This window comes from Methylocystis sp. L43, assembly GCF_015709525.1.
GTDB lineage: Bacteria > Pseudomonadota > Alphaproteobacteria > Rhizobiales > Beijerinckiaceae > Methylocystis.
This window is the reverse complement of sequence record NZ_JADNRA010000011.1, coordinates 17,464-42,917: the sequence shown is the minus strand read 5'-3', so window position 1 is coordinate 42,917 and position 25,454 is coordinate 17,464. Positions and strand designations below refer to the sequence as shown.

Annotated in this window: 18 protein-coding genes, 6 pseudogenes and 1 riboswitch; of the genes and pseudogenes, 12 read left to right on the top strand and 12 right to left on the bottom strand. The window is 60.3% G+C overall.

All coding sequences use genetic code 11. The features are described from left to right. Positions 1–271 (top strand): annotated as a pseudogene (locus IYX23_RS01035) (hypothetical protein); the annotation flags it as partial. A gap of 71 nt (positions 272–342) precedes the next feature. On the opposite strand, the gene IYX23_RS01030 reads toward IYX23_RS01035, so the two are convergent. The 4 genes from IYX23_RS01030 to IYX23_RS01015 all read right to left on the bottom strand — a co-directional run bounded on the left by IYX23_RS01030 (position 343) and on the right by IYX23_RS01015 (position 6,827). After that, positions 343–906, bottom strand: coding sequence for a helix-turn-helix domain-containing protein (locus IYX23_RS01030; RefSeq protein ID WP_109026882.1), 564 nt, complete (start codon positions 904–906; stop codon positions 343–345). A gap of 311 nt (positions 907–1,217) precedes the next feature. Further along, the gene (locus IYX23_RS01025; protein ID WP_109026883.1) at positions 1,218–2,504 is read right to left on the bottom strand and encodes a TolC family protein; all 1,287 of its coding nucleotides are present in this window, start codon (positions 2,502–2,504) and stop codon (positions 1,218–1,220) included. An 86-nt stretch (positions 2,505–2,590) separates the two neighbouring features. Next, entirely contained in the window at positions 2,591–5,734 is a 3,144-nt protein-coding gene (locus IYX23_RS01020; RefSeq protein WP_109026884.1) for a CusA/CzcA family heavy metal efflux RND transporter, read from the bottom strand. A gap of 10 nt (positions 5,735–5,744) precedes the next feature. After that, positions 5,745–6,827, bottom strand: a complete 1,083-nt coding sequence (locus IYX23_RS01015; RefSeq protein WP_245435086.1) for an efflux RND transporter periplasmic adaptor subunit — start codon at positions 6,825–6,827, stop codon at positions 5,745–5,747. A 455-nt stretch (positions 6,828–7,282) separates the two neighbouring features. Here IYX23_RS01015 and IYX23_RS20575 point away from each other — a divergent pair. Further along, positions 7,283–7,456, top strand: a pseudogene (locus IYX23_RS20575) (LysR family transcriptional regulator); the annotation flags it as partial. A gap of 634 nt (positions 7,457–8,090) precedes the next feature. Here IYX23_RS20575 and IYX23_RS20050 read toward each other — a convergent pair. Beyond that, a complete protein-coding gene (locus IYX23_RS20050) occupies positions 8,091–8,849 on the bottom strand; it encodes a DUF3600 domain-containing protein (RefSeq protein WP_245435143.1) in 759 nt (252 codons plus the stop codon). 560 nt (positions 8,850–9,409) lie between these two features. Here IYX23_RS20050 and IYX23_RS01000 point away from each other — a divergent pair. Next, positions 9,410–10,033 (top strand): annotated as a pseudogene (locus tag IYX23_RS01000) (TniB family NTP-binding protein); the annotation flags it as partial. Between the two features lie 61 nt (positions 10,034–10,094). On the opposite strand, the pseudogene IYX23_RS00995 reads toward IYX23_RS01000, so the two are convergent. Beyond that, positions 10,095–10,421, bottom strand: a pseudogene (locus IYX23_RS00995) (transposase); the annotation flags it as partial. 53 nt (positions 10,422–10,474) lie between these two features. Then, positions 10,475–12,040 (bottom strand): MFS transporter, encoded by a 1,566-nt coding sequence (locus IYX23_RS00990; RefSeq protein ID WP_245435089.1) that lies wholly within the window; start codon positions 12,038–12,040, stop codon positions 10,475–10,477. 115 nt (positions 12,041–12,155) lie between these two features. Beyond that, a riboswitch (Fluoride riboswitch) is annotated at positions 12,156–12,215 on the bottom strand. Positions 12,216–12,759: 544 nt separating this feature from the next. Here IYX23_RS00990 and IYX23_RS20045 point away from each other — a divergent pair. The 9 genes and pseudogenes from IYX23_RS20045 to IYX23_RS00950 all read left to right on the top strand — a co-directional run bounded on the left by IYX23_RS20045 (position 12,760) and on the right by IYX23_RS00950 (position 19,537). After that, a complete protein-coding gene (locus tag IYX23_RS20045) occupies positions 12,760–13,044 on the top strand; it encodes a family 1 encapsulin nanocompartment shell protein (RefSeq protein WP_245435091.1) in 285 nt (94 codons plus the stop codon). 83 nt (positions 13,045–13,127) lie between these two features. Beyond that, on the top strand, positions 13,128–13,337 hold the full coding sequence (locus tag IYX23_RS00980; RefSeq protein ID WP_109026888.1) for a DUF2945 domain-containing protein: 210 nt from the start codon (positions 13,128–13,130) through the stop codon (positions 13,335–13,337). Positions 13,338–13,349: 12 nt separating this feature from the next. Continuing rightward, entirely contained in the window at positions 13,350–13,877 is a 528-nt protein-coding gene (locus IYX23_RS00975; protein ID WP_109026889.1) for a DUF488 domain-containing protein, read from the top strand. A 506-nt stretch (positions 13,878–14,383) separates the two neighbouring features. After that, the gene (locus tag IYX23_RS00970; protein WP_109026890.1) at positions 14,384–15,076 is read left to right on the top strand and encodes a hypothetical protein; all 693 of its coding nucleotides are present in this window, start codon (positions 14,384–14,386) and stop codon (positions 15,074–15,076) included. Positions 15,077–15,142: 66 nt separating this feature from the next. Continuing rightward, entirely contained in the window at positions 15,143–15,268 is a 126-nt protein-coding gene (locus IYX23_RS20415) for a hypothetical protein (protein WP_281431664.1), read from the top strand. 16 nt (positions 15,269–15,284) lie between these two features. After that, positions 15,285–16,010: an RNA polymerase sigma factor gene (locus IYX23_RS00965; protein WP_246716396.1), complete on the top strand. Its 726-nt coding sequence runs from the start codon at positions 15,285–15,287 to the stop codon at positions 16,008–16,010. Positions 16,011–16,302: 292 nt separating this feature from the next. After that, positions 16,303–17,223: pseudogene (locus IYX23_RS20570) on the top strand (SH3-like domain-containing protein); the annotation flags it as partial. A gap of 72 nt (positions 17,224–17,295) precedes the next feature. Next, a pseudogene (gene nthA / locus IYX23_RS00955) lies at positions 17,296–17,915 on the top strand (nitrile hydratase subunit alpha). 413 nt (positions 17,916–18,328) lie between these two features. Next, a complete protein-coding gene (locus IYX23_RS00950; RefSeq protein WP_109026892.1) occupies positions 18,329–19,537 on the top strand; it encodes an NnrS family protein in 1,209 nt (402 codons plus the stop codon). A gap of 42 nt (positions 19,538–19,579) precedes the next feature. Here the strand turns inward: IYX23_RS00950 and IYX23_RS00945 are convergent, their stop codons facing one another. From IYX23_RS00945 to IYX23_RS00925, 5 genes are all read right to left on the bottom strand, one after another. Then, a complete protein-coding gene (locus IYX23_RS00945; protein ID WP_109026893.1) occupies positions 19,580–19,978 on the bottom strand; it encodes a SirB2 family protein in 399 nt (132 codons plus the stop codon). A gap of 12 nt (positions 19,979–19,990) precedes the next feature. Beyond that, positions 19,991–21,637 (bottom strand): cbb3-type cytochrome c oxidase subunit I, encoded by a 1,647-nt coding sequence (locus IYX23_RS00940; protein ID WP_246716395.1) that lies wholly within the window; start codon positions 21,635–21,637, stop codon positions 19,991–19,993. Between the two features lie 3 nt (positions 21,638–21,640). Further along, a complete protein-coding gene (locus IYX23_RS20035; RefSeq protein WP_246716394.1) occupies positions 21,641–22,297 on the bottom strand; it encodes a hypothetical protein in 657 nt (218 codons plus the stop codon). Positions 22,298–22,792: 495 nt separating this feature from the next. After that, entirely contained in the window at positions 22,793–23,398 is a 606-nt protein-coding gene (gene folE / locus IYX23_RS00930) for a GTP cyclohydrolase I FolE (RefSeq protein ID WP_109026895.1), read from the bottom strand. Positions 23,399–23,589: 191 nt separating this feature from the next. Beyond that, the gene (locus IYX23_RS00925; RefSeq protein ID WP_245435095.1) at positions 23,590–25,431 is read right to left on the bottom strand and encodes a hypothetical protein; all 1,842 of its coding nucleotides are present in this window, start codon (positions 25,429–25,431) and stop codon (positions 23,590–23,592) included. Between the last annotated feature and the right edge of the window lie 23 nt (positions 25,432–25,454).

Genomic DNA, 25,454 nt, shown 5'->3' with positions numbered 1-25,454 from the left:
CGAAGGCTACAATAAGAGCTGGTTGCTCAACGAGATCGTTCCAGGATTTGACGCCGAAGCATTACGCATAGCGCCGTCCATCAGCAAAGGCGCAAACGCTATGGTGCCGCTCTATTTACGCATCGCGCTACTCGCCGGTCTCGCAGTCGCCGCGAAAAACGCGGCGGATACGATTCAGCGCCTGCGCCCCTTCTGTCGCCCCGTCTATCGAAAGCGATTCGACGAGCTCGCCTACGCCGCGCTCGGGATGCCGCTGGAGTTCTCAATTTAAGCGTCAAAGCTCGAAAATGCGCGCCGAAATTCTCAAATATGATGTCAACGCGCCGCGCGAACAGGGATTTTCTAATCAAAGGATGTATCCTGACAACGTCCTCCATCGCCGCGACGAAGCTGGCGTCGGCCTGCGGGGGAATCACCCACTGCTGCTTGCGATGGGGTTTGAGAATGTTTTTTTAAGACACGACCGATCGTGCTGTCGCTCGCCGTCTCGACGATTTCGAGCTCGACGACTTTCTTTTCCAGCAGCCGCAACGTCCAGCGCGCATAGCCTTTCGGCGGCGTCGAGCAGGACAGGGCGATCAGCCTGGCTTCCTTCTCGCCGTCAAAAATCCGCGGCACGGAGGGACGCGTGTGCGGCTTGCGCGTCAAGACCGCGGCGAAGCCCTCCTCTATGAGCTGCTTGCGCACCCGATAGACCATCGACGCGCTCGTCTCCAATTGTTCGATGATCTCGCCGTCGCTCAAGCCTTCGCCCGCCTCGGAAACGTCCGCCTTCAGCAAAATTTGAGCCTTTATCAGCGTCTTCGCCCCATACTTGCCCTTGCGCAGCATGGCTTCCAGATGCGCCCGCTCCTCGCCGCTCAAGCGCACCACATACCGCTTCACGCCGACTGCTTCCCGCGCCATCTTCGCCTCCTGAAGGTCGAATCAATGGCAGTAGCGAATCAGGGATAGCCAGCCGGGGGAAGCGCCCTATTCAAATTCGCTGAAGCGACCCACTAGCAGGACCGGTACACTTTTGCGCCGCCGTAAAAATAACAGAGCAAAGCCGGTTTAGTGGTACACTTTGCGTCCGCCATTTAGAGCTGTAGGACCTTGCCACGCGACGATTATTTGCTCGTTCGCCGTCAGCACAAGTCGATAAAGGTCTGCATCGGCATCTTTCGTGAAACATCAGCGGCCTTGATGCGTAAACCACTGATTATAGGTACAAAACTCTATGGAGCGTAACCGAACGCTTGGTTGAGCCGCGAGATTGCGACGCCAACGTTGATCGCGGCGTTCGCCTGCATACGCTGGGCCTCGAGTTGGATCTGCCGCACGCGATAGAGGTCGAACGCGCTTACCTCGCCAATTCGATATGATTTGCGCGACAGTTCGAATTGTTCATCGGCGACTGAGAGTCGGTTGTTGGCGATTTCAGCGGCGCGCCGCGTAGCAGCGAGCATCACGCGCGCCGCCTTTATCTCCGCCGTTACGACGCGCTTGGCGCGATCATATTCGGCCCGGGCGCGATCCATTTCGGCTCGCGCTTCTGCGCGTCTCGGCGCATTGCGACCAGGTGTTGGCAATGGAATGCGAATGCGAACGCCAATAGTGGTCGAATCCGTGCGTTGGTTCGAGACGATTTGCGAAGGGTCGGTCGAATACTGATTGTTGTATTCGCGCCGTCCGAACACGCCGATATCGGGACTGGCGATGGGTGTCGCGTCGACGAGCCGCAGCTGGGCTTCAGCTCGTACGAGCGCTGCCCGCGGCGTTCGCAAAGCTGGATGATCTTCTATATCAGTTGCGGGACGCACCGATTCGAGCGTGCCCTCCGGGGGCGCGCCGCCAGTCAGCGCCATGTAGTTCACCCGAGCAACCTTCATGGCGCCTTCCGCCTGGGCGAGCTCCGTTTCGGCGGCGAGTGTCTCGTTCGTCGCGAGCAGCGCGTCGCTCTGGGCGGCGTCGCCGAGTTCGACGCGGCGGGTCATATCCCGGCCGATATCATGGGCTGTCATCACGCGCGTCCGGGCAACGGCGACATTTCGCGCCGCGCGACTCGCATTCCACCAGGCGTCACGCAATAGGCCCGCGACATCCAGCCGACGTAACGCGAAGCGTTGCTCAACTTCGCGAATCCCGGTCGTCACCGTCGCCTCAAAGGCGTCGCGCTGCCCCGGCAGCCATAGGGGCATGCCGGCTTCCATTTCCAGTTCATTGTAGTTGCGTAAGTTTCCGGATAGCGCACTACGCTGCGAGCCGCCGACATATGGCGATCCTGGCGTGATCGAATTCGCGGTGGCGTAGCGCGCGGAGATCGCGCGATATTGCGCTTCAAGCGACTTGCTTTGCGCATCGATAGCGACGGCCATGTCGAGATGTTGGGCTAGCACTTGATTGGATGCAGGCTTGCGGACGCGCGGCCTCTTGTCGACACGTAACGACTTGGCGCGTTTGACCCGGACCTTCTTCTTGCCCTCGAAAAGGACTTCAACGCGCAGCATTTCTTGTGCTGGCATTAATGGGGGTGTCGCCTTAGTTTCGGCGCGTAACGCGGAAGACGTATAGGCGAGAAATATTGCCGCGACAAGGATCAACCAAGAGCTCATAAACGCGCGTCCTCGCGCCAGCGAGCCGTTGGCGATCGAGTTCCACGGGCGCTCAGCTTCTGGCGTAGAAAAAGACTAAGATTAGCGGAGCGATCGTAAAGAATCGGCAGCAGCACGAGCGTCAGCACGGTCGCTGAAATCAGTCCGCCGATGACCACGACCGCGAGGGGCCGCTGGATCTCGGCGCCCGGCCCATGTGCAAACAAAAAGGGTATTAGACCGAAGGCTGCAATGGCCGCGGTGAGCATCACCGGCCGCATGCGCCGGCGCGCGCCCTCGACGACAGCTTCGCGCGTCGTGCGCGTGCCTTCCGCGACTAGCTTGTTAATGTACGAGATCAGCACAACGCCGTTGAGCACGGCGATGCCGATAAGGGCAATGAAACCGACAGACGACGGCACAGACATGAATTCTCCCGAAAGCCACAGGGCCAGAATGCCTCCAATCGCCGCAAAGGGCACATTGCAAAATACCAGCGTCGCCTGCAGCATCGAACTGAAGGTCAGATAGAGCAGGAGAAAGATCAACGCCAGCGCGATGGGCACGACGATGGCAAGACGCGCTGAGGCGCGCTGTTGGTTCTCAAACTGCCCGCCCCATTGGTAACGATAGCCCGGCGGCGTCTTCACATTTTGCCCGACCGCCTTTTTCGCCTCGTCAACGAAGCCGACGAGATCACGTTCCGACACGTTGGCGAGCACAGTCGCGAATCGGCGACCTTGTTCACGAATCACTTGGATGGGGCCGTCCTCCGCCTGCACCTGGGCAATTTGCGACAGTTCGACAACTTTTCCTTCCGAAGACACCACCGGCAGCCGCGCGAAGTCCACCGAAGAGCGGCGCGAAGTTTCGGATCCACGAATGACAAGCGGCGTGCGTATCGGTCCTTCGAGAACAATGCCAACTTGTTGTCCGTCGACCCAGACGCGCAGCGCATCCTGGATCTCCTCAGCATTGAGACCGAAGCGTCCGGCGGCAAGCCGGTCGACGCGCGCGGTGAGATAACGCATGCCATCGTTCTGCAGGCCGAAGACGTCGCGCGCGCCTTTGATCTTACGCAGAATCTCCTCCACGTCGCGTGTGAGGCGATTGAGCTCGTTGATGTCGTCACCAAAGATTTTGACAACGACATCGCCGCGCGCGCCGATGATCATCTCCTGCACGCGCATGTCGATCGGCTGCGAAAAGGCGTAAGAAATGCCTGGCGTGGAGTCGAGCACCGCGCGGATTTCGCCCATCAACCAGGCCATGCCCTTGCCGCGCCATTCGTTTGGCGGCGCGAGTGAGAGGAAGTTGTCGGTATCGTTGAGTCCGACAGGGTCGATGCCGAGTTCGTCAGCGCCGGCGCGCGCCATCATGCCCTTGACTTCGGGCACCCGACTCATGATTTCGCGTTGAATGCGCATGTCGGTCTCGGCGGTTTCTTTGACACTAACCGTTGGATGTTTGCGCACAGTGATGACTGGCGTTCCCTCGTCCATCACCGGCATGAATGTCTGGCCGATGCGGGAATAGGCGACGCCGGCGACAATAAGGCCGAAGAAGGCGATGGCGGCGACCCACGACGGCTTCGAGAGCGCGCGCAGGAGCAAGGGCTCGTAGATCGCGGCGATCTTGCGCACGAGCCAGGGCTCGTCGGAATGACCGGGCCTGAGCAGCGTGGCGCTCAGCGCTGGCACCACGGTTAGCGACAGGACGAGCGCAGAGCCGAGGGCGAATGCGATGGTGAGCGCGACGGGCGAAAACAAACGACCTTCCAACCCTTCGAGCGAGAGCAACGGAAGGAAGACGGTGACGATGATGATAACGCCAGAGACAAGCGGCGTTGCGACCTCTTTCGTCGCCTCCAGAGTCATGAAAATGCGGTCAGAGAGAGTCGCGTCATGCGCATTCGCCATGCGATGCTCGACATTCTCGACGACGACAACGGCGCAGTCGACGAGCAGGCCGATGGCGATAGCGAGGCCGCCGAGAGACATGATATTGGCGGAGAGGCCCGACAGCCGCATGATGCCGAAGGTCGCGAGCGCGGCGAGCGGCAGGATGACCGAGACGACGATCGCCGCGCGCAGATTGCCCAAGAATAGTGCAAGCAGAACCACGACGAGGACGATCGCTTCGAGTAGAACCTTTTGCACCGTCCACACCGCCTTGCCGATCAGTTCGCTGCGGTCGTAGAAGATTTCGAATCTGGCGCCCTTTGGTAGGGTCGGCTCGAGTTCGGCGAGTTTCGCCTTGACGCCACTTACGACGGTGCGCGCATCGGCGCCGCGCAGGCCAAGCACGAGGCCCCATACCGCCTCGTCCTCGCCATTGCGGACGACGACGCCGTTGCGCGCCAATGAGCCATAGCGCACTTCTGCCACGTCGCCGACACGCACGATGCCGGAGTCGTGCGCCGCGATGACGACCGAGCGAATATCGTCGAGAGAACGTAACCTCCCTTCGGCGCGCACCAGCAGCGCCTCCTCGCCGTCCCGTACGCGGCCGGCGCCGTCATTTCTGTTATTGTTTCGAAGGCTCGAATCGAGCATCTTTACTGTAACGCCGCGCGCCGCCATGGCGGAAGGCGATGGCGCGACTTCGAATGTGCGCACGAAACCGCCAAGTCTATTGAGATCAGCGACGCCAGGCAGGCCGCGGAGGGCGGGACGAATCGTCCAGTCGAAAAGCGTGCGCTGTTCCGACGGGGATAAATCACCGCCCACGATTGTGAACATCAGCATCTCGCCGAGCGGCGTCACGATCGGCGCAAGCCCGCCACTGACGCCATCGGGTAACTGATCCTGGGCTAAGGCAAGCCGCTCATTGACTTGTACGCGCGCCCAATAAATGTCGGTTCCCTCCTCGAATTCGAAAGTCAGCAACGCCACCGAATAGCGCGTGATGGAGCGCATCCGGACAAGATGAGGAATACCTTTAGCGGCGAGTTCGATCGGCGCTGTGACGCGAGCTTCCAGCTCCTCAGGCGTGAGGCCCGGCGCACGCATGGCGACCAGCACCTGTGCTGGAGCGACGTCAGGGAAAGCGTCGATTGGGAGTTTGAAATAGCTGACGGCGCCCCAGACCGCGAGTCCGAGCGCGGCGATGAGAACCAGGAGCCGTTGTCCAAGCGCAAGGCGGATCAGTTTTTCGAGCATTGTTTCCTGATTACTTCGCGGCCGCGGCGAGTTCCGCCAGCAGGGTCAATAGACCGCCTGTCGCGACGCGTTCTTCAGCTTTCAAAGACCCCTGCACGGAGGCGAATTGCGGCGTTTCGGAAACAAGGGTCACGGGTCGTGCGACGAAACCGTCCGCTGTACGCACGAACACCCAATTGTGATTCTGGTGGCTGACGACCGCATCCGCTGGAACACGCCATTGAGTGCGTGAATTGCCATTGATGTGTAGGATTGCTTGCACAGCCTGGCCAGGGCGCAGCGGGCGGCGACCAGGACGAAATTCGGCTACGGCATTTACCGATTGCGTGGGAGTATCGACTGAGCGGCCAATTCGAATGAGTTTGCCGTCGAGGCCGGCGATCGGCAGGTGCACACGGTCGACACTTTCAAGTGCTGCAGCGCGAATAATCGGTATTTGCAAATTAACCCAAATCGGATCAAGGCACGCGATCGTAACAAGGGGCGTCGAGGCTTGAACGCGCTCGCCCGTTTTGCCATGGCGCTGCAGAATGGTGCCGGCAATCGGCGCGCGCACTTGGAGGGAACTCGCGAGTGTTCGTTCGCGCTGCAATGAGGCGACGTCCTCGTCTGACATTCCGACGAGCGACAATATTTGCTTACGTTCCTCTAGCGCTGAGCGCGCCTGGATAGCTTCGGCTCGTGTGACGATTAGACGTCGCTCCGCAATGATATGTTCTTTGAACAGTTGTTCGTCGCGCCGCAGTTTCTCGGCTGCTAGATTCGCAGCTGAAAGCGCATGGAGAAAGCTTCTCTGCGCTTCGATCAGGTCCCAAGATTTCAGCGTGGCGATAGGCGCGCCCTGCTTCACATCTTCGTCAGGTACGACAAGCAATGTTTCGACGAGGCCTGCAGCCGGCGCAGCGACAACACGCATTTGCTGCGGGGGGACGGTGACGACCCCCGGCACGACTAGTTCGCCCAAACTCGACTCATGCACTACTAGCTGAGTCTCGATCCCACCCGCACGGATCTGCGCTTCGTTGAACTGAAGAACGACTTCGTGACCTGCGCCAGCGTTCGTTTCCGAACTCGCCCGGACGGGAATGGCCATTGTAAGGGCCAGGAGCAAGCGCTGAGCGCCAAGGTATCGGGCGTGATGCATTAGACCTTCTGGGGAATTAACGGATTCTGGCCATTAGGGGCAGCGAGCTGCGGCGTGTTCCGAGGGAGGTTGATTGCTGCTTACTGCATCATTCTCGATGCCAGCATGTCGGCTCGGGAGTTGCGTTATTGTCCGTTCCAGGAACGTCGGCGGATAGCGTGCGCATGCGCCATGATGACGCGTCCAACTAAGCGATTCGCTTAATTACGTCGATCAACCGTGGCGTCGAAGCTGCTGTGCGCATAGGGCTTTCACCTTATTGGGTCTGCTGTCCACATGTTCAACTCAATTGCGTCGTGCTTGGGCTCCACCGTCTGGATTGAGCCCCAAGAGTGACCGTTGCATTCATTTTTCGCAAACGCAAAATTGTTGAAAATAGAACAAAAGAAATTTATATGTAAAATATGGACGTCAATCTAGCGAAGACCTTCTTGGAAGTGGTTGCGAGTGGAAGCTTCATTGCTGCTGCGGATCGTCTACACCTGACGCAAGCAGCGGTGAGCGCCAGAATTCGAACTCTAGAAAGTCAGCTCAAGCGACCACTCTTCGTTCGCAATAAAGCGGGCGCGCGTCTGACGTCGGCGGGCGAACGCTTCGCGCGCTACGCGACGACGATGGTTCAGTTATGGGAGGGCGCTTGTCGACAAGTGGCTCTGCCCGTGGGGCGAGCGAGTGGTTTCAGCATAGGTGGAGAATTCAGTCTCTGGTATCCGCTCCTAGCAGATTGGCTCATATGGATGCATGCGGAATCGTATGAAACAGCGATAACAGCGGACGTTGACACCCCTGCGCGACTTCTCGAGCGCGTGCAGGAGGGCTCGCTTGACCTCGCCGTTCTCCATAATCCGCCGCAACGGTCTGATCTTGTCTGCGAACTGCTCATTGAAGAGAAATTGATTCAGGTAACAACCGACCCAAAGGGTAGAATCGATCCAAATGAGTATGTTTTCGTCGATTGGGGGCCAGAATTCGCTGTCAATCACCAGGCCGCTTTTCCCAAGCTGAGCATTGCGCCCTTGTCAATATCGCTGGGTCCGCTCGCGTTGACCTTTATACTGAGCGTCGGCGGAGCGGGGTATTTTCGTATTGGCGGTGCGCAGCCATTTTTGGCCGACGGACGGTTGCATCGTGTAAGTCGAGCTCCTGAGTTCTCATATTCCACGTACGCCATCTACGCCACGGGGCGCGAGGATGATGTCATGCAACGCGTCCTTAAGGGATTACGGTTGGTGGCGTCAGGTCACGAGAGGGCGGGAATACCGCCGGCGATCGGTGCGAGAGCGTTGTCGCGAAATTTATCGCAACGATCTCCGTCGAAGAAACGGAGAAAGTCAGCAAGAGGTACTGGTAGCGCAATCGTCGCTCAGAACGACTAGCACGCTGTTGAAACGGCTCTGATGGGGTGGACGCCCCCCGACGGCCTCGATGTGCCAGAGTGGAGGTGTTGAATCTCACTCGAGGGAGGCGTCCATGAAAAAAGTTAGCACTATCGGATTGGATTTGGGGAAGCCAGCCGCGCGCTAATTGCGCCTGCACCCAATTGCGCTGACGACGTCGAATGAATGCGCCGACGCCCACGCCAACCAGGCTGGCGGCCATACCAGCGCCAATGCCCGCAACGATCGCCTCGGCGAAACTGCCGTAGATGGTCCAAACGGCGATCGCGCCAGCAATGGCGCCAACATAGAAGAGCAGGCCGATGAGCGCAGCTTTGCCTTCATTAAGCGACTCGGCTTCGATGTAGGAAATGCGAGGAGCTTCATCGCTGTCCTCGATCTCGACCGAGCGTTTCGATCCAATCTTTTCGCGCGTCTTCGCGTCTTCGGTGAGCAGGCTGATTTCGGATCGATCGAATCCATGAGTCATCAAATAGTCAATGGCGGACTGCAGCTTATCAAGCGAGTCGAACAGGCCTACGGCTTCGGAAAATTCGCGAGACTGTTCGAGCGCAGTCGTTTCATTCGATTCCATGGAGTTCCTCCCGAAGCTCATTACTCTTGAATCGAAGCCGGCCTCTGTGTGCGCCCTTGCCCATCTGAGCGGTCATTTGCCCTGTGATCGGCGTATCAAATATCAGCATGCCCCCGCTTGAAGCCTTCGACAAGGCCAAGCGCTAACGGAGCCCCGGAGAAAAGCTCTTCCCAGGACAGATGCTGCATGAAGCGTCCGCACATAGGCGGGACGATAGCGCCAAGGCCACGCAAAACCAAAAAAGCCTCGCGAGCGCACGTCCGCACGGCGGCTGAGCAGCTGGATCCCGGCTGAAGTTGAAAAAAGGCCCGCGGCCGTGAACCGCGGGCAAAGGAGATTGGAGCGTCGCGATGAAGGCGACGCCGGCCAAATTGCGCCGAGGCGCGCTGAGGCAAGCGTGGCAGTCAGATCATAAGGGTCACGCTTGGCCATTGATGGCGCGACCCCACGCAATGCGCGCATAGGAGCGCATATGCTGAACCAGTCCGATTTTCGCCAACCCTTCAGGAAGCGCGGTTTGACGCCGACGCTGCAGATCGAGCGTGGCGCGTTATGCCGACTATCCGCGGGCCAAACAGGCCCTCGACCGTTTGGGGCTCCTGCTCGACCATCCTCGGGGAAGGAGGAGGCCTTCCGTTGCGATTTATGGCGACAGCGGCATGGGCAAAACCATGATCATGAAGCGATTCCGTGATGAACACCCGCCGGGCTTCAATGCGGTCACGGGAGCGCTCCGAACGCCTGCGCTCGCGATGGAGATGACCAGTCGACCTGGAGAACGCCGCTTCTATGCTGAACTGCTCACGCTTCTTGGCGGGCCGCAGCGTCCGCGCGCAGACATTGCGCAGATGGTGCAGTCCGCATTGCGGATCTCGGTGTTCAAGTTCTTGTTATCGACGAAGTCCACAATATTCTCGCCGGTTCCTATCGCGAACAGAGAGTCGTGCTGAACACCCTTCGATTCTTGAGCAATCGCCTTCAAATCTCGCTTGTTTGCTTTGGCGTCAACGAAGCGCGCGAAGCCATCAGCGGTGACGTTCAACTTGCCCGCCGGTTTGAACAGTTCACGCTGAACCGTTGGGCGGCGGATGAAATTTGAATCGCTCGTCGCGTCCACTCTGCGTAACACGCCGCTACGTAATCCTTCCGTGCTCAGCACGAAATCATTGCGTTGGATGCTGCAGCAACGGGCGCGAACTGGCGCATTCTTACAATTAAGCGCAGCGTGACAGACGGGCTCGCATCGCGGTCAGCGCGTTCCCGGTCGATCATCAGCGCCACGTCGTGGATGGTCTCGAACAGAAAACGGCGCATGAAGCGGCGAAACCACCAGTAGATGGTTTGCCAGGGCGGAAAATCCTTGGGCAGCATGCGCCAGCCGCAGCCGGCGCGGGCGAAGCGGATGGCGTTCAAAACCTCGCGTGGGTCGACCGAAGGCTTGCGCCCTCTGCGCGCAGGTGAGGGAAGGAACGGCTCAACGCGCTCCCACTCCTCATCGGTCTAATCCGTCGGGTAACGTTTGGTTTTCTTCTCAATGGCGGCCATCTTGGCGCGATTCGCTCGGGTCCACATCCCTAGCTTGAATCACGCCCCTATCTCCGTCGCAACCATTCTCAAACGGTCTCTCAGGGCTGCTCCATCAGTTCCTCGGCGGAAAGCCGTGCGAGCGATTGTTTGCGCTTCTTGGACGCGTAGCTTGGATAGGCGAGCCAGACGACTCCCGAGAGCAGGATGAACGCCATTGCGCCGAACAGAAAGACGTCGTTGAGCGCGAGGATCGACGCCTGCTGTCGAATGAGCTGCGCCGCGCGGCTCTGCGCGGCGGTGGGCGACATGCCCATCGCCTGCATGCGATCCAGGAAAGTGGCGAGCAGGTCGAGCGAGGCGAAGCGCCGTCCGCCGAAATGATCGGCGAGATCGAGCTGATGGAACGGCGTTCGGCGGAAGAAGAGAACGCCGAGCAGCGAGATGCCCAGGGCGCCGGCCACGGTGCGCAGCATCGCGAGCTCTTCCGCCGCGCGGATCAGTCGTTCGCCGACGAGCCCGGTCATGGCGAGGGTCGCGAGCGGCGCAAAGAACATCGCGAGCGAGAAGCCGAAAAAGAACATCGGCGTCTTGACGTCATCGAAATAGGCGTTCTTGTCGTATTGTCCGAGCCAGACAAAGGTCACTGCGAGACCGATGAAGTTGAGGAACACGATCAGTCGCGCGTCGACGTTCCTCGTGATTTCATGCACGACGGCCGCGGCCGCCATCGCCAGAAAAATCATGATCAGATAGACCATGCCGGCGAGCGAGGACGTGTAGCCGAGCAGCACCTGCAATTGCACGATGAACACCGAGAGCAGGCCCTGAATCACCAGGAAGCCGACGATCGAGCAGAAAGTCGCGATGGCGAAGTTGCGATGCAGAAACAGACGCAGGTCTAGCGCGGGCCGTCGTTCGCCGAACTCCCAAAAGATGAACATCGGCAGCGCCAGCAGCACGACGAGCAGCAGCCATCCGAGGAGAGGCTCCGCGAACCAGTCGAAATCATTGCCCATGTTGAGAATCGTCTGCACGCCGAGCAGCACCGCGGCGAGCAGAATGAAGCCGATCGTATCGAAGCGCGTCATGCGGCGCTGAAAGCCGCGCCGGTAGAACAGCGCGGCAATGATCGCCGCGACGGGCATCACGACCAAGACGTTGGAATAAAATAGCCAGCGCCAGTCGAAATATTCGGCCCAGAAGCCGCCCATGAATACGCCGATGGTGAAGGGCGCCATGCTCATGACGCCCCAGAAGCCGACGCCGAGCGTGCGCTGGTGATCCGGATATTGCGCAAGCGTCACGGATTGGGCGAGCGGAAGGGCGACGCCGCCGGCAAGGCCGAGGAGAAATCGCATCGGCGCGAAAAACCAGATGGTTTCGCTCGCCGCGCACATCAGCGAGAAGATGGCGTAGAACATGAGCGCGCCGATCAGCACGCGATAGTCGCCGAAGCGCCCGGAGAACCACCGCGACAGTGGCAGGCCGAGCGCGATTCCCACCATGTGGTCGGTGGTCGCCCAGGTGCCGAAGCTCGGCGTCACGCCCTGCAGACTGCCGGCGGCATAGGGCGCGAGCACCGTGTAGCCCGGAACGTTCGAGAGCATGACGACATTCGCCGCCCCCGCCGCGCCATTCAGCAGCAGGAATCGCCAGCCTATCATTCGGGCCGGCCTATCCATGATCGCCACCCTCGCTCCGTTCTATAATCGCTACTGGGCGGTATTACGCGACATCATCCGCGGTTGTCGACTAGAGCAACGACGGACTCCGACACAATGTAGAGCAGGGGTCATCAGCCGCAGGCGGTTGAGCGCGAACTCGATCGCCGGGACAAGGATAACTGAATCGGACCTAAGCCTGTCAATGGTGAAAGTAGCAGGAAGAACATCAGACAGGACGCCATCCTTGGGTGAAAGACAGAAAATTGCTCACCGATCACGCAAGCTGCATCTTTGCCGTCTTCATCGGCTAATTGCGTGCCCGTTGTTGGATTCAAAATTGGCGGGTTGATACAAAGGCTTGGCAAAATGGTAACGTGGCTGTTTGCTATCAGTATCAGCCTCAGCATGGCAATTTCCGTAGCGTGAACCTGTCCCATTCAGCAGTCATCTTCGTCCCCGCCGTCGTCATCTGCTGTTTCTTGGTCGGCAAGTCGTTCTGGATCGTATTCCAGACGGTCTGACGCGGCAATCGATCGACGACGTGGAGCGCGGCGCAATGGATTCAGATTGGGTGCCCGGGAAATCCCCTTTGCAAAGGATCGCGCTGTGTCCGATGGGTGCGCTGCGGCAGGCATTCACCATTCGCGAGGCCAGCAGCAATCAGGGCGTTGTGCTGCCTTCCAACGTCCGGGTTACCCAAGCGCCTCGCTCAGCCAGTTGTGCGACATGGTCCGTACGCGCTCATGCTCGGGCTAGACACCTACACCGCCGCGAGTGGTGGAAGCGTCCAGGGCTATCCGGTTTTTCACCATCTTGAGCGTGTGGTGGACGGAGGGATCATCTGGGCGCCCGCCATTGAAGGCGGCGTCGTGCGCACGACCTGCAGCGGTGACTTCGAGTTAGATATCGGTCGGGACATATCCGTTGGTTACACGAGCTATTCCAGCACGGCCGTCGAACTGAATTTTCTGGAGACCTTCACCTTCCGGCTGCCGACGACCTAGGCTTCCGTGGTGCTGGCGCCGGGCATAGACTTCGGATCCATCTGTTTGGGAGAAGCGCTTCTTGGAACCGGGAGGACGCGGCGATGGCAAGGAAGTTTAAGATCGGCGATCATGTGAGCTGGAACTCCGAGGCCGGACGCGTGTCGGGGACTATCATCGCCATTCACATTAGAGATTTCGATTATAAAGGCCACACGCATCACGCGTCGAAAGACGATCCCCAGTACGAAATCAAAAGCGACAAGACAGATCACATCGCAGCGCATAAGGGCGGCGCGCTCGACTATGCATAACGAAGGCCGCGCGTGAAGCTTCCGTTTTTCACCATCGGCCATTCCAACCGAACCCTCGAGGCTTTCATCGGTCTACTGCGCGAAGCCGATATCGCTCTTGTCGCGGACATCAGAACGATTCCGAAGTCACGAACCAATCCACAGTTCGACAAGAACACGCTTCCCGGCGCCTTGGCGGCCGTCGCCATCTCTTATGAACATATGGCTGCCCTCGGTGGCCTTCGTGGAAGGTCACGCGGCATATCTCCGACTGTCAACGCCTTCTGGACGAACGAGAGTTTCCACAACTACGCCGATTATGCGCTTACTGCACAGTTTCAGGCAGGCCTCCAACACCTCTTGGACAGAGGACGCAAGCGGCGCTGTACCATCATGTGTTCGGAAGCCGTATGGTGGCGATGCCACCGCCGCATCGTCGCCGATTATCTTATCGCCAGCGGGGAGACCGTTTTCCACATTATGGGGGAAGGTCGTCTGGAGCCGGCCCATCTCACTCCAGGCGCGGTCATTCAACCTGACGGCGCCGTGATCTATCCGTAGTCCGCCGCTCGCAGCATTGGCAGCGCTTCGACGCCAGAGCTTCGAGCAACGCCTCGATGCTCGCGCCCAAGCGAACAAACCCGGCCACACGCCTAAAGCTAAAAATATTTCTGCATCGGGAACGCAGCACGGAATGGTCGCATCTAATATACAGGGCGCAAGTGCGGAGAAAAACTGAGCGGCAGCTACCGCTCTGCACAGAAATATCGTACCGTCGGGAACCCCCGTAAAATCACGCTGGTGCGATAGCGGAGGCGCTATGAGTTTTAGCGCCTCCGCAGCCCGTTTACGAAGTAATGAGAGCCTATCCAGCGCTTGTGTTGTCGCAGGATGTTTTAGAGCTGACCGTACTCTGCCGCTCGACGTGCTCGGAAGCTTTCTCTTTTCCCCCAAAAAAATCTCGTGCAACGGGAACGCAGCGCGAAAGGGTCGCATCGAATATACGGGGCCGCATCGAGTCGATCACACCGGCCGCTACGCAAACTGATCGACCAAGGAGAACCGTCATGACACGCGTGCAGATGTTCCACCGGGCCGTTAATCGCCGCCTCGCCCTTGCGGGCTTCGCCGCCGCACTTATGGCTACTCCCGTTTTCCGCCCGACCGCCGCCTATTCCGTTAACACCTCGCACACCGAAGCCGCGCAGATCATTCGCAGCCCGAGCGGACTCGCGCTCAATAATGCGATGCGTGAATTGTGGGCTCAGCATATGGAATGGACCTATGCGGCAGTCACGGCCTTGGCCAACGGCTCGCCATCTTTCGACGCCACCGCAGCGCGGCTGATGCAGAACCAGGCCGATATCGGCGACGCTATCAAGCCCTTCTATGGCGATGCAGCTGGTAACGCGCTCACCAAGCTGCTTCAGGAGCATATCGGCGCAGCCGTCGAGGTCGTGAAAGCCGCCAAGGCCGGCGACAAGCCGGCCACCGACAAGGCCGTCGCAGCCGCCTACGCAAACGCGCAGGAAATTGCCGATTTTCTCGCCAAGGCGAACAAGAACTGGCCGCAAACCACGGTACGCGACATGCTCAAGGGGCATATCGACACAACTGTGGTCTACGCCACGGGGCTTTTGCAGGGCAAATATGCCGACGGCATCGCCGAATATGGAAAGGCCGAAGCTCATATGATGATGCTGGCCGATGCCCTGACCAACGGTTTGATCGCCGCCTTCCCAACGAAGTTCGAGAATTAGTCGGACAACGCCAAGGGCGACGACGGAACGGCGCCCCGCCATTGCCCGTACGCCCGGAAAGGAGCCGTGATACTCATCGACGCGTTGATCGCTTTCGCGATGGTCGCGGGCATGATGGAATTGCTGCGCGATCCGGAAGACGCGGCGCGCGCGATCCCTATAGCGGCAGCGCCGGCAAAGGCACGCCGGTAGCCTACCTGTTCAATGAATGGAGGCGAAAATGCAATCACTTCAGCGTCAGGCGGCAAATAGCTTCTCGAAAACCACGCCGGAGGCAGAGCTGATCTCGCGCGCCGCTGACGGTGACGGAGTGGCGTTCGAAGCCATCATGCGACGGCACAACCAGCTTCTGTTCCGTACGGCGCGTAGCATCGTGCACAATGATGCGGAGGCGGAGGATGTCGTCCAGGACGCCTATCTGCGGGCGTGGCGCGCGCTTGGAAACTATCGCGCCGAGAGCAAGCTCTCTACCTGGCTTGTGCGGATCACGACCAATGAAGCGCTCGGCCGCTTGCGGCGAAAGAGTGCCCAGATCATTCCTTTGGAAGCTGCCATGACGCCCCATGAATCTGAAGCCCAGACAGCGCTGAACGATGAGCCTGAGCGTAGCCCAGAACAATCGATGATGCGGGTTCAGATGCGCAAGCTCTTGGAGGCGCGCATCGACCTTCTGCCGGAGGCCTTCCGGACGGTGTTCATGCTGCGCGCGATCGAGGAGATGAGCGTCGAAGAAATCGCCGAGGCGCTGGAGATCCCCGAGGCGACGGTGCGTACGCGCTTCTTCCGAGCTCGCAGCCTGTTGCGCGAAAGCCTTGCCCAGGAGATGGACGCGGGCTTAAGCGACGTTTTCGCCTTCGCCGGCGAGCGGTGCGACCGCATCGTGACCGGTGTCCTCGAACGCTGTAAAGCGGAAGGGCTGGCCAGCGAAGAGTAGCGGCGGGTCGAGAGCCCCGTACCTCAGCCGCATAAGCCTGCTTGATGGAACTATTCGGAAGGGAAGATATGAGGTGGGATAGCCGGACGCTGAATAGGGCATAAGAGGGCCGGAGGCGGTAGACGCAGCCTAAAAACCGGGCGCGCCAACCGTCGCTAGGGGATTTGCGCTGGCGTTGGCAAAAATGGGACCGAGGAATCCGTCCAGATTGAAGGGAAGGGGCGTCCTGCTTATCACGCGTTCCCAAAAGGCGCGCAGGCGCTCGACGCGCTTTTCCAGATGATTGCCGCAAATGATCACGACGTTGATCGCGCCGATCGAAATGCCGGCGAGCCCCTTCGGACAATATCCCCGCCGCGAGCGCCCCGAACGGGCCCGCCTAATAGGCGCCGAGCGCGCCGCCGCCTTGAAAAACCAGCGCGACAACTTCTTTATTCGTCATGCGCTCATGCGCCGCCGCTCCGCATCTTCCGCGCGCGTCGCCCCTGGATCCTCCCATTCCACCGTCGGCGTGTTGCGGCCTTTGCCTTCCACAACTCTGAGCCTATTTTGGACAACGTCGGAAAAGCGCTCCAGATCCGAATTGACCCTTTTTTCTGAACCAGCCTGCCGAGGCAGTGGGAAATCGGATATTCGGCATCTATGTGGCGATGATGGCTCTCTCGGGCCATCTCGACTCGTCCGTGCCGGCCTGCGCGATCGCCGACGTGCCGACCGCTTCCGCGACATGTGGACAGGGCGGATCTGCGCGCTGGCGCCGAGACGATGGATCCATTCGACTACTTCAAATTCCGTTACTACGAGAAGTGGCTCAGCGGCATCCCCATTCCTCGTCGACAAGGGATACCTGCGCGAGGACGAATTAGCCTCGCGGACAAGCGAACTGCGTGGCGAAGCGGCCAGGCCGGACGGCGCTCGGCCAGGGGGACCCGATCGGGCTGAAGCCATCGACGAGCAGATCATCGCATATCTACGCAGCGGCGACAGCCCGCGGCGCGACGTCGCGCATCCGAAGTTCGCCGTCGGGCAGCGGGTCCGGATCGCAAATGTCCCAGCTGGCGCGCACACTCGCCTGCCCGGCTATCTGCGGGGGCGGAGCGGCACGGTGGCGCAGGTGCTCGAAGGCGACTACGCCTACTTCTGGCACACTGGCGACGGCATCGGCGATCCAATGCCCGTCTACATCGTCGAGTTCACGCCGACCGAATTGTGGGGTCCCGCGCGCGGAACCCGGCGCGCAGACGCTTTACGCCGAACTGTTCGAGGCATACTTGGAGGAACCTGCATGAGCGGCCAGTTCAAGTATCCGCAGGACCGCGAGAAGTCCAGCGCGGCCAAAGTCGCTGCGCTGAAATCGCTTCTGATCGAAAACGGCGTCATCACGCCCCAGACCGTCGATAAGGTGCTGGCCTACTTCGAATCGGAGATGACGCCGCTCAACGGCAAGAAGATCGTCGTGCGGGCGTGGACCGACGCGGGCTTCTTGGCCCGGCTGCTGGCCGACACCCCGGCCGCAATTGCCGAACTCGACCTGCCCGAGGGAATGGCCGGCGCCGAGGCGAGCACCTGCGGGCGGTCGCCAACGCGCCCGGGGTGCACAATCTGATCATCTGCTCGCTCTGCTCGTGCTTTCCATGGCCGGTGCTGGGGTTACCGCCGTACTGGTACAAGGATCCGGTATTTCGCGCCCGCGCGGCCCGCGAGCCGCGGAAAGTGCTCGCCGAGGTTGGCGTCCACCTGCCCGAGGAAACGGAGATCGGGGTGTGGGACAGCAGCGGGACGGCGCGGTGGTTCGTAATTCCTGAAAGGCCAGCAGCGACAGAGGATTTTACTGAGGCGCAGCTGATGGAGCTCGTGACGACCGAGTCGATGATGGGCGTCGCGCTGGCCGGAGCGCCATCATGAGGTTGCACGGATCCTGCACCACTGATCAGGGAGCGCCGCGGTTTGACCACGAGTGGCAGTGACGCGAGTTCGGCTTGGCCATCGCGTTATCGAATTCGGCCACTATCGCTCAGCTGCCCGCGGCGGTTCGCGGAAGAAGTCGTCGATATCTATATCGTCGCGGTCACAAGGGCGAAAAACCCCAGCGCAGCCCACACCCGTGGCGCGCGACGCTTTCCCTGCAACGCCTTCGCGATCTGCGGGGAATCCGCGTAGAAGAAGGAATGGTGTCGCAAGAGAAGGCCTATTGATCTTCCCCTCCCCTCTGTGACATTCCGCTTGGTTTCTAACGAGAGGCTCGCGACCTGCGCGCTCGATGTGTGCGTTGGTGACCGAGCGCCAGCCCATCATCAATTCCAAAGGGGAAGTCAACGATGCCTCCAATTCCGCGATATCGCGCTCAGGCGAGTCAAAACCCTGTGGCGATCTTTCTTTCCGCGGGTTTCCGCCCCTTCTTCCTTTTTGCCGCGCTCTGGGCCGCTGTCGGGCTGCCGCTCTCCATCGCCTATCTGGAGGCGGCGGCCGAACTGCCGACACGCTTCGCGCCCTCTCTCTGGCACGCGCATGAAATGGCCTTCGGTTTTGGCGGCGCCGTCGTCGCGGGATTCTTGCTGACGGCCATTCCAAACTGGACCGGTCGGCTGCCCCTGCAAGGCGCGCCGCTCGCCGGCCTCGTCGCCCTTTGGCTTCTCGGCCGCATCGCCGTCCTGACTTCGAATAGTGCGCCTGCGCTTGTCTCCGCGGCGCTCGACCTCGCTTTCCCGGCGGTCTTTATCTTCGTTGTCGCGCGCGAGATCGCCACGGGGCGAAACTGGCGCAACTTGCCCATGGTCGCCGCTCTCGCGCTTCTGTTCTTCGGGAATCTGCTCACGCATCTCGAAGCGATGGACCTTGCCGCGACGGGCGCCATCGGGGCCCGCGTCGGCGTCGCGACCCTCATCATGCTCATCGCCATCATCGGGGGGCGCATCGCGCCGAGCTTCACCCGCAACTGGCTGGCGAAGAATTCGCCAGCTGAAGTGGAGCCCGCGCCTTTCGGCGCGCTCGATCGTTTCGCGCTCGCGGCGACGCTCGTGGCGCTCGTCGCCTGGGTCGCGTTTCCCGACGCCGGACTTACCGCGGCTCCGCTCATTATCGCCGGCGCGGCGCTCTTTCTACGTCTTATCCGCTGGCGCGGCGTCAGCACGCGCGCGGAACCGATGCTCTTCGTGCTGCATCTGGGCTATGGCTGGGTGCCCTTGGGCTTCCTGCTCATCGGCGGCAATGAACTATGGGGAGTCGCGGGTCCTGCCGCGCCTCTGCATGCCCTCACCGTCGGCGCCATCGGAACAATGACGCTCGCGGTGATGACCCGCGCAACGCGCGGCCACACCGGTCGCCCGCTCCTCGCAGATCGGTGGACGGCCGCGATCTACGTCGCCATAACTTTGGCGGCCATCCTGCGCATCGGCGCGCCTTTCATGGGCGAGCACTACTTCGCAGCCCTCGCGGTCGCCGGCGGGATGTGGAGCCTGGCCTACGGCCTCTTCGTGGTGCTCTATTTCGGGATGGTGACGACGAGGCGCTTGCATCAAACCGCCTAAAGGCCAGTTCCCGGAAAGGTCGACCAAGCTTGCCGACGTTTCTCACCCGAGGGCAAACATGCCAAGCGGGCTATGCTTGCGTGCGATGCTATAAATGAAAAGAAAAGCTGCGATCGCGCCGGCCATCGCCGCCAACCGCAACTTGAACGCCTTGGCTCGGAGCGCCCAGTAACCCAGAAAAATATAGAGCGGCAGCATGACCACGACCTTCATGGTCAGCCAAGTGTCAACAAACGGGTATTGACGCGTGACGGCCGTCAGCATGAGGGCAGCCGTGAAGAGCACGGTGTCGATAGCGTAGGAGGCAAGCCGCGCGAGCAGCGACGGTGGCCATGACGCCGCGAGCAAGTTCAAAGCGAGCGCCCGCATAAGGCAGAAGCCGCCGCTCGCCAGCGCCGCCGCGACGTGGACGGCGCGAATCTCGAAGTAATAGGCTTCCATGCAAGTGGCGGATCACGCCGCACGCTTCGCCGGTCCCGCCTCCAGTTCCCTGTCCTCCTGCTCCACTTCATGAGGCTGGCGGCGCGGCCGGAGCCACAGGCTGACAACGAACCAGGCGAAGGCCAATGCGCCTATCGAGAAGACCGTGTCGCCCGGCACGCGCATCCATACCAAAAGATCGACGATCGGCTGCTGCATGAACTGCTCAGAGCGGGCGTACCAATAACCTTCATTGATCGCGGCAAGGAGTTGCAGCGTGCCGAGCGGCAGGAGCGTGAACAACGCCATCATCGCCAGCCCCACGTTGAAGCACCAGAAGCTGATGCTGAGGATCTTCTCGTTCCAGACGAGTTCGGGCATCATTCCGCGCAGGCAGAACAACACGAGGCCGATGCCGAGCATCCCATAGACGCCGAACAGCGCCGTGTGGCCGTGCAGCGGTGTCAGGTTGAGCCCCTGCATGTAATAGAGCGAGAGCGGCGGGTTGATCAGGAAACCGAACAGACCGGCTCCCACGAGATTCCAGAAGGAGACAGCGATGAAGAACAGCACGGGCCATTTATAGCGCTGCATCCATGGCGTGGCGCCGCAAAACCGCCAATGCTCATAGGCCTCGAAGCCGATGTAGGCGAGCGGCACGACTTCCAGCGCGGAGAAACTGGCGCCAAGCGCCAGCACCGACGTCGGAGTGCCGGCGAAATAGAGATGATGCAGTGTGCCGATCACGCCGCCGGCCATAAAGACAATCGTCGCGAACAGCACCGCCGAAGTTGCCGGCTTGACTGCGACCAGGCCGAGGCGGGTGAACAGGAAGGCGACGACGGCGGTGGCGAACACCTCGAAAAACCCTTCGACCCACAAGTGCACCAGCCACCACCGCCAATACTCGACCATCGACAGATGCGTATGCTCGTTCCACATCAGCCCCGCGCCGTAGAACAGGCCGATCGCAACGGTCGAGAGGAAGAAAAGAGCGACGATGGAGCGTGACTCATTTTTTACCAGCAGCGCCGGCCACAAGGCGCGGCCGACGAGGATGAGCCACAGCAGCAGTCCGATAAAGAGGAACCACTGCCAGAAACGCCCGATATCGGCATACTCCCAGCCCTGATGCCCGAACCAGAAATTGTGTTCCAATCCCAGCCGTTGCATGACCGCGAGCCATTGGCCCGCGAAGGCGCCGACGACAATGATCAGCAAGCAGATCCAGAGCACATTCACCCCGAGCGCCTGGAACTTCGGCTCGTAGCCGGAAATCGCCGGCGCCATGTAGAGCCCAGTGCCCAGCCAGGCCGTGGCGATCCACAGCACGGCCAATTGCGTGTGCCAGGTGCGGGTGATCGAATAGGGAAGGATCTCCGCCATCGGGTAGCCGTAAAACAGCTGCCCCTCGACCTGGTAATGGGCGCTTATGGCGCCAAACAGGATCTGGACGAGAAACAGGGCAAGAAGCACCCAAAAATACTTGGCGGTCGCGCGCATGGACGGCGTGACCCTCACGTTGCGCATCGGATCACGCGCGGGCACGTCGCACGTCTCGCCGCCGCGCGCATGACTGACGGCGCGGTGCCAGCCGAGAAGCCCGATGCCGGCAAGCAGAAAAACCACGCTGAACGCAGACCAGATGAAGGTGGTTGCAGGCGGGCGGTTGTCGATCAACGGCTAGCTCGGCCAGTTGTTGGTGTAGGTGACGTGGCTTCCCGGCCGCTCCGTGGTCGCGGCCCACGCGGTCCACCAGAAGAAGGCGCATAGCGCCCGTCGATGCTCGGCGTCGGCGACAGTGCCGTTCTTCATTGCGTAGTTCTCGCGAAGCTCCGCGCTGCGCGGATCGTCGCCGAATAGGCTCTCATAGTGGCTAGAGACGAGGACGATCGCCTGAGCCCGCTCCTCAGACACAGTGATTGTCCCAGTTTTCGGATCGAACGTGTTTCGCCTCATCATCGGGCGCAGCCGTCCCCGCAGAGAACTCTGCTGCTCCTCGCTGAGATCAGCGTAGCGGCCGGCCGCGAACTCGCGGCGCGCCCAGGCGTCCAGGATGGCGACGAGTTCCCGGTGCTGCCAGTCGGCGGTCCAGTCCGGCGCGACGTAGCCGCCATGGCCCCAGACGGAGCCGAGTTGCATACCGCCGATCGACTGCCATACCTGCCGGCCGCGCTGGATGTCGTCGATTGTATAGACCGTTCGGCCTCTTTCCGTAACGACGCGCTCCGGCAATGGCGGCGCCTTGACGCTGATTTCGCGGCCAATGAGCAAAAGCACGGCGAAGGAAAGCGCCAACAGGGCGACGAGCGAGATCCAGAGTTTACGCGCGCTTTCCACGACGCCCTCCTAGAACTCAACAGCGAAACGGCCGGCGCGGCGCATCGTAAAGGAAAGCGCCCAGTGCGAGTTCAAGAGTCGCCGCTACCTTCCAAACAGACGCTCTCGGTTCACGTCATCTAGGGAGCTTCGCGGAATCGCCAATACAGGACAAGGCGCTTCGTGTATGACGCGCTCGGTTGTGCTCCCGATGATCGAGTCCAAAGCGCTATCGCGACCATCGGTCTGCATAACGATCAGGTCAGCGCGCATTTCTACCGCACAAGCAACTATCGTTCCAACGAGACTCACCGTTGCGGATCTCCAGATTTGGAAACCCCCCGTCTTCCAGATTCAAGGCTCGAGCTATTATCGGCGACAACGCTCGTGCAACGGTCTCCATCTAGAGCCGGTCCCTCAGGTCGAGGCAAAATTACAAGCGGGAGAACTTAGAGAATGCCATCTTCCATGGCGTTCCGCTCCCAATGCTTCTTTCGTCAGCCGCTGGTCCAAATTCTAGGCTCGGCGCACCATGCCGAGGAATTCCTCTCGTGAGCGGGCGTCGTCGCGGATTACGCCGAGTAACCGGCTAGTGGTCAATGTGGATCCGAGCGTGTTCACGCCACGCAAGGTCATGCAACTGTGTTCGGCCTCGACGACCACTCCTACTCCTTGCGGCTCGAGAATTTCCTGGATGGCTTCGGCGATCTCAGCGGTTAGCTTCTCCTGAATCTGTAATCGACGCGCGAATCCGTGCACGACCCGCGCCAGTTTGGAGATTCCCACGACCCTGTTTGTCGGCAGGTAACCGACATGCGCGCGTCCGATCACCGGCAGCATGTGATGTTCGCAAAAAGTAACGACGCGGATGTTCTTCAATACGACCAGCTCGTCATAACCGCCCACTTCTTCGAACGTGCGCTTGAGATATTCGCGAGGATCGGCGGCGTAGCCAGCGAACAATTCGCGATAAGAACGCGCCACCCGCTCAGGCGTATCGATCAAACCTTCGCGGTTCGGATCGTCGCCTGCCCATTCGATAAGAACCCGCACAGCCGCTTCAGCTTCAGCCTGGGTACGCTTCGACCTTCGGACTCCGCTAAAGTTGTTGTCCAAACCCATTAAACGACTCGGGCCGTCACGAAATCGATCTGCATGGGCCGAAACTAGATATTCAGTTTGTTGGCTTGACGCTCGATCATTCGCGCATCTCCTAACATTATTCGGCGGGTGCTGCGTCTGTTGCGGTAACAACTGATCACCCCGATGGAAGCCCTGCTTGGGGCTATCCATCGGAGCTGACTTGCAGTGGCTCAGTTGCCGCGTTGCTCCTTGTTCAAAAGCTTGAGCCATCCCTCGACTTCGGCGCTCAACTTGCCCGTTCCCGCGAGTTTTAGCGTGGGCGCCAGCATGCCACGCTCGACGATCGGCAACGGCAGCACGCCCTGTCCGCCCATGCCGTTATGCGCGGTGATCTGACCGTCCTTCGAATCCGCGAGCAGAATGCGGCCTACGACTTCGAGCTTATCCATGTCGATAACGATCAAGTCATTGGCGAATTTGCTCGCCACATAGGCGTAATAGCCGCCCCCCTTCTTATGTCCGAAGTTGACGCCGTGGCAGCCTGCTTCGCAGGGCAGGCTTTTCACCACCTTGTCGGTCTTCACGTCGACAATCGTGACTGTGGCGCTCAATGTGTTCGCCGTGACGACGTATTTGCCGTCCGGGCTGACCGGGGTCTGGATCGGAAGCAGGCCATAAGCCTCGCCCTTGTGCGCGCCGCTGATCGGGTCGTAATCGGCAGCGAGGTCGATGTCTTTGACCTTCTTCTTGTTGTCAATGTCGATGACCGTCAATGAGGAGAGCATGGCGGGGGGCGTGCCGAGCAGATTGGCGGCATAGCCCTTATGGTTCATGTCGCTCCAGATCGCGATCGGAATAACGCCGCCGGTCGGAATTTCCGTCGCTTTCTCGGTCGCGAGATCGACGACGGTAACGCTTCCCGCCAGCGCGTTCGGCGTCATCATATATTTGCCGTCGTCGGTGATGTGATGGCCGTGGGGGCCGGAATGCGGGCCGACATTAATGTTGCCCATCGCCGAAGGGAATTCGCCAGGCGACAGTTTCGCCACGCGGTCCTCGCCATTGATGGCGACATAGAGCATGCCGTTTACCGGGCTCGTCATCACATGAGACGGATTTTGTCCAACGACCTGCGTGTTAAGAACCTTTCCGCTCTCGCGGTCGAAGGTGGTCAGCCGTTTGTCGAACCATTCCGTCTGATAAATGTATTTATATGTCGGATCGGGCCACATATTGTGAGGGTTGTTCATATTCTGCTCGACGCCCTTGACTTTTTTCTTGAGCGTCCAATCCGCCGCGTCGATTTGCGTCGCCGTTCCGAACTTCGTCTTGCCGCTCACCCCTTCAAACTGCGTGTTGACCCAGACCTCGCCGACGCCGGGCGTCTTGGGCGTCAGCAGCGTGTTCGGCGCCGAAAGGCTGAGCGCGCTCAGATTGATCTGCGCGCCGCCGAGATTGAGTCCGAGATCGGGAAGCTTCACCTCCCACTTCGGCTGCCGATAGTCGCGCCATAGCGCCGGCGTCGTGGCGACGAAGAAGGTGCGGAGCAGCTTCTTGGCGATGTCGCTTGTCGTCGGAACTTTGGCGCCGGTCACGAGCTGCAATTCGCCGCCGATGTCCAGCCCTTCCGTCTTCGGATCGTCGACGACAACGGCGCCGAACATGTAGGGATGGACCTTGCAAGTGAAGACATAGAGCCCCGGTTTGTCGAAGGTCTGCGTAACGCTGGCGTTCGACGGCTTCTCCTGATCGACCGGGAATTTGTCCGCGCCAGGCTGCCAGGCAAGACTGGTGATGGTGTGATCCGTATTGGTGTCCGTCATCTTGATGAGCACCGCCTCGCCAGGCTTCACCACAACGAGCGAGCCGCCGCTCTTGGGATCCTTGAACCATTTGCCGGGCTCGTCGGTCATCTCCAGCACGGCCGACGGTAGGACCCCGGGGCGGCTGATGATGACGTCGTCAGATTTCACGGCGTCTTTCGCCTGCGCCGCCAGCGGCGCAGCAAGCGAGGTCGTCGCCACGGCCAACGTCAGAAAGGATACGCGGTTCATGATTGTTGCGTGGTTCATGCCTTTAACTCCCCCGTTCCGCC

What these genes read in the sequence shown, in the direction of transcription:
- IYX23_RS01030 (WP_109026882.1), bottom strand. Translation starts at nt 906, where the DNA reads ATGGCGCGGGAAGCAGTCGGCGTGAAGCGGTATGTGGTGCGCTTGAGC.
- IYX23_RS01025 (WP_109026883.1), bottom strand. Translation starts at nt 2,504, where the DNA reads ATGCCAGCACAAGAAATGCTGCGCGTTGAAGTCCTTTTCGAGGGCAAG.
- IYX23_RS01020 (WP_109026884.1), bottom strand. Translation starts at nt 5,734, where the DNA reads ATGCTCGAAAAACTGATCCGCCTTGCGCTTGGACAACGGCTCCTGGTT.
- IYX23_RS01015 (WP_245435086.1), bottom strand. Translation starts at nt 6,827, where the DNA reads ATGGCCATTCCCGTCCGGGCGAGTTCGGAAACGAACGCTGGCGCAGGT.
- IYX23_RS20050 (WP_245435143.1), bottom strand. Translation starts at nt 8,849, where the DNA reads ATGGAATCGAATGAAACGACTGCGCTCGAACAGTCTCGCGAATTTTCC.
- IYX23_RS00990 (WP_245435089.1), bottom strand. Translation starts at nt 12,040, where the DNA reads ATGATAGGCTGGCGATTCCTGCTGCTGAATGGCGCGGCGGGGGCGGCG.
- IYX23_RS00980 (WP_109026888.1), top strand. Translation starts at nt 13,128, where the DNA reads ATGGCAAGGAAGTTTAAGATCGGCGATCATGTGAGCTGGAACTCCGAG.
- IYX23_RS00970 (WP_109026890.1), top strand. Translation starts at nt 14,384, where the DNA reads ATGACACGCGTGCAGATGTTCCACCGGGCCGTTAATCGCCGCCTCGCC.
- IYX23_RS00965 (WP_246716396.1), top strand. Translation starts at nt 15,285, where the DNA reads ATGGAGGCGAAAATGCAATCACTTCAGCGTCAGGCGGCAAATAGCTTC.
- IYX23_RS00950 (WP_109026892.1), top strand. Translation starts at nt 18,329, where the DNA reads ATGCCTCCAATTCCGCGATATCGCGCTCAGGCGAGTCAAAACCCTGTG.
- IYX23_RS00945 (WP_109026893.1), bottom strand. Translation starts at nt 19,978, where the DNA reads ATGGAAGCCTATTACTTCGAGATTCGCGCCGTCCACGTCGCGGCGGCG.
- folE (WP_109026895.1), bottom strand. Translation starts at nt 23,398, where the DNA reads ATGGGTTTGGACAACAACTTTAGCGGAGTCCGAAGGTCGAAGCGTACC.
- IYX23_RS00925 (WP_245435095.1), bottom strand. Translation starts at nt 25,431, where the DNA reads ATGAACCACGCAACAATCATGAACCGCGTATCCTTTCTGACGTTGGCC.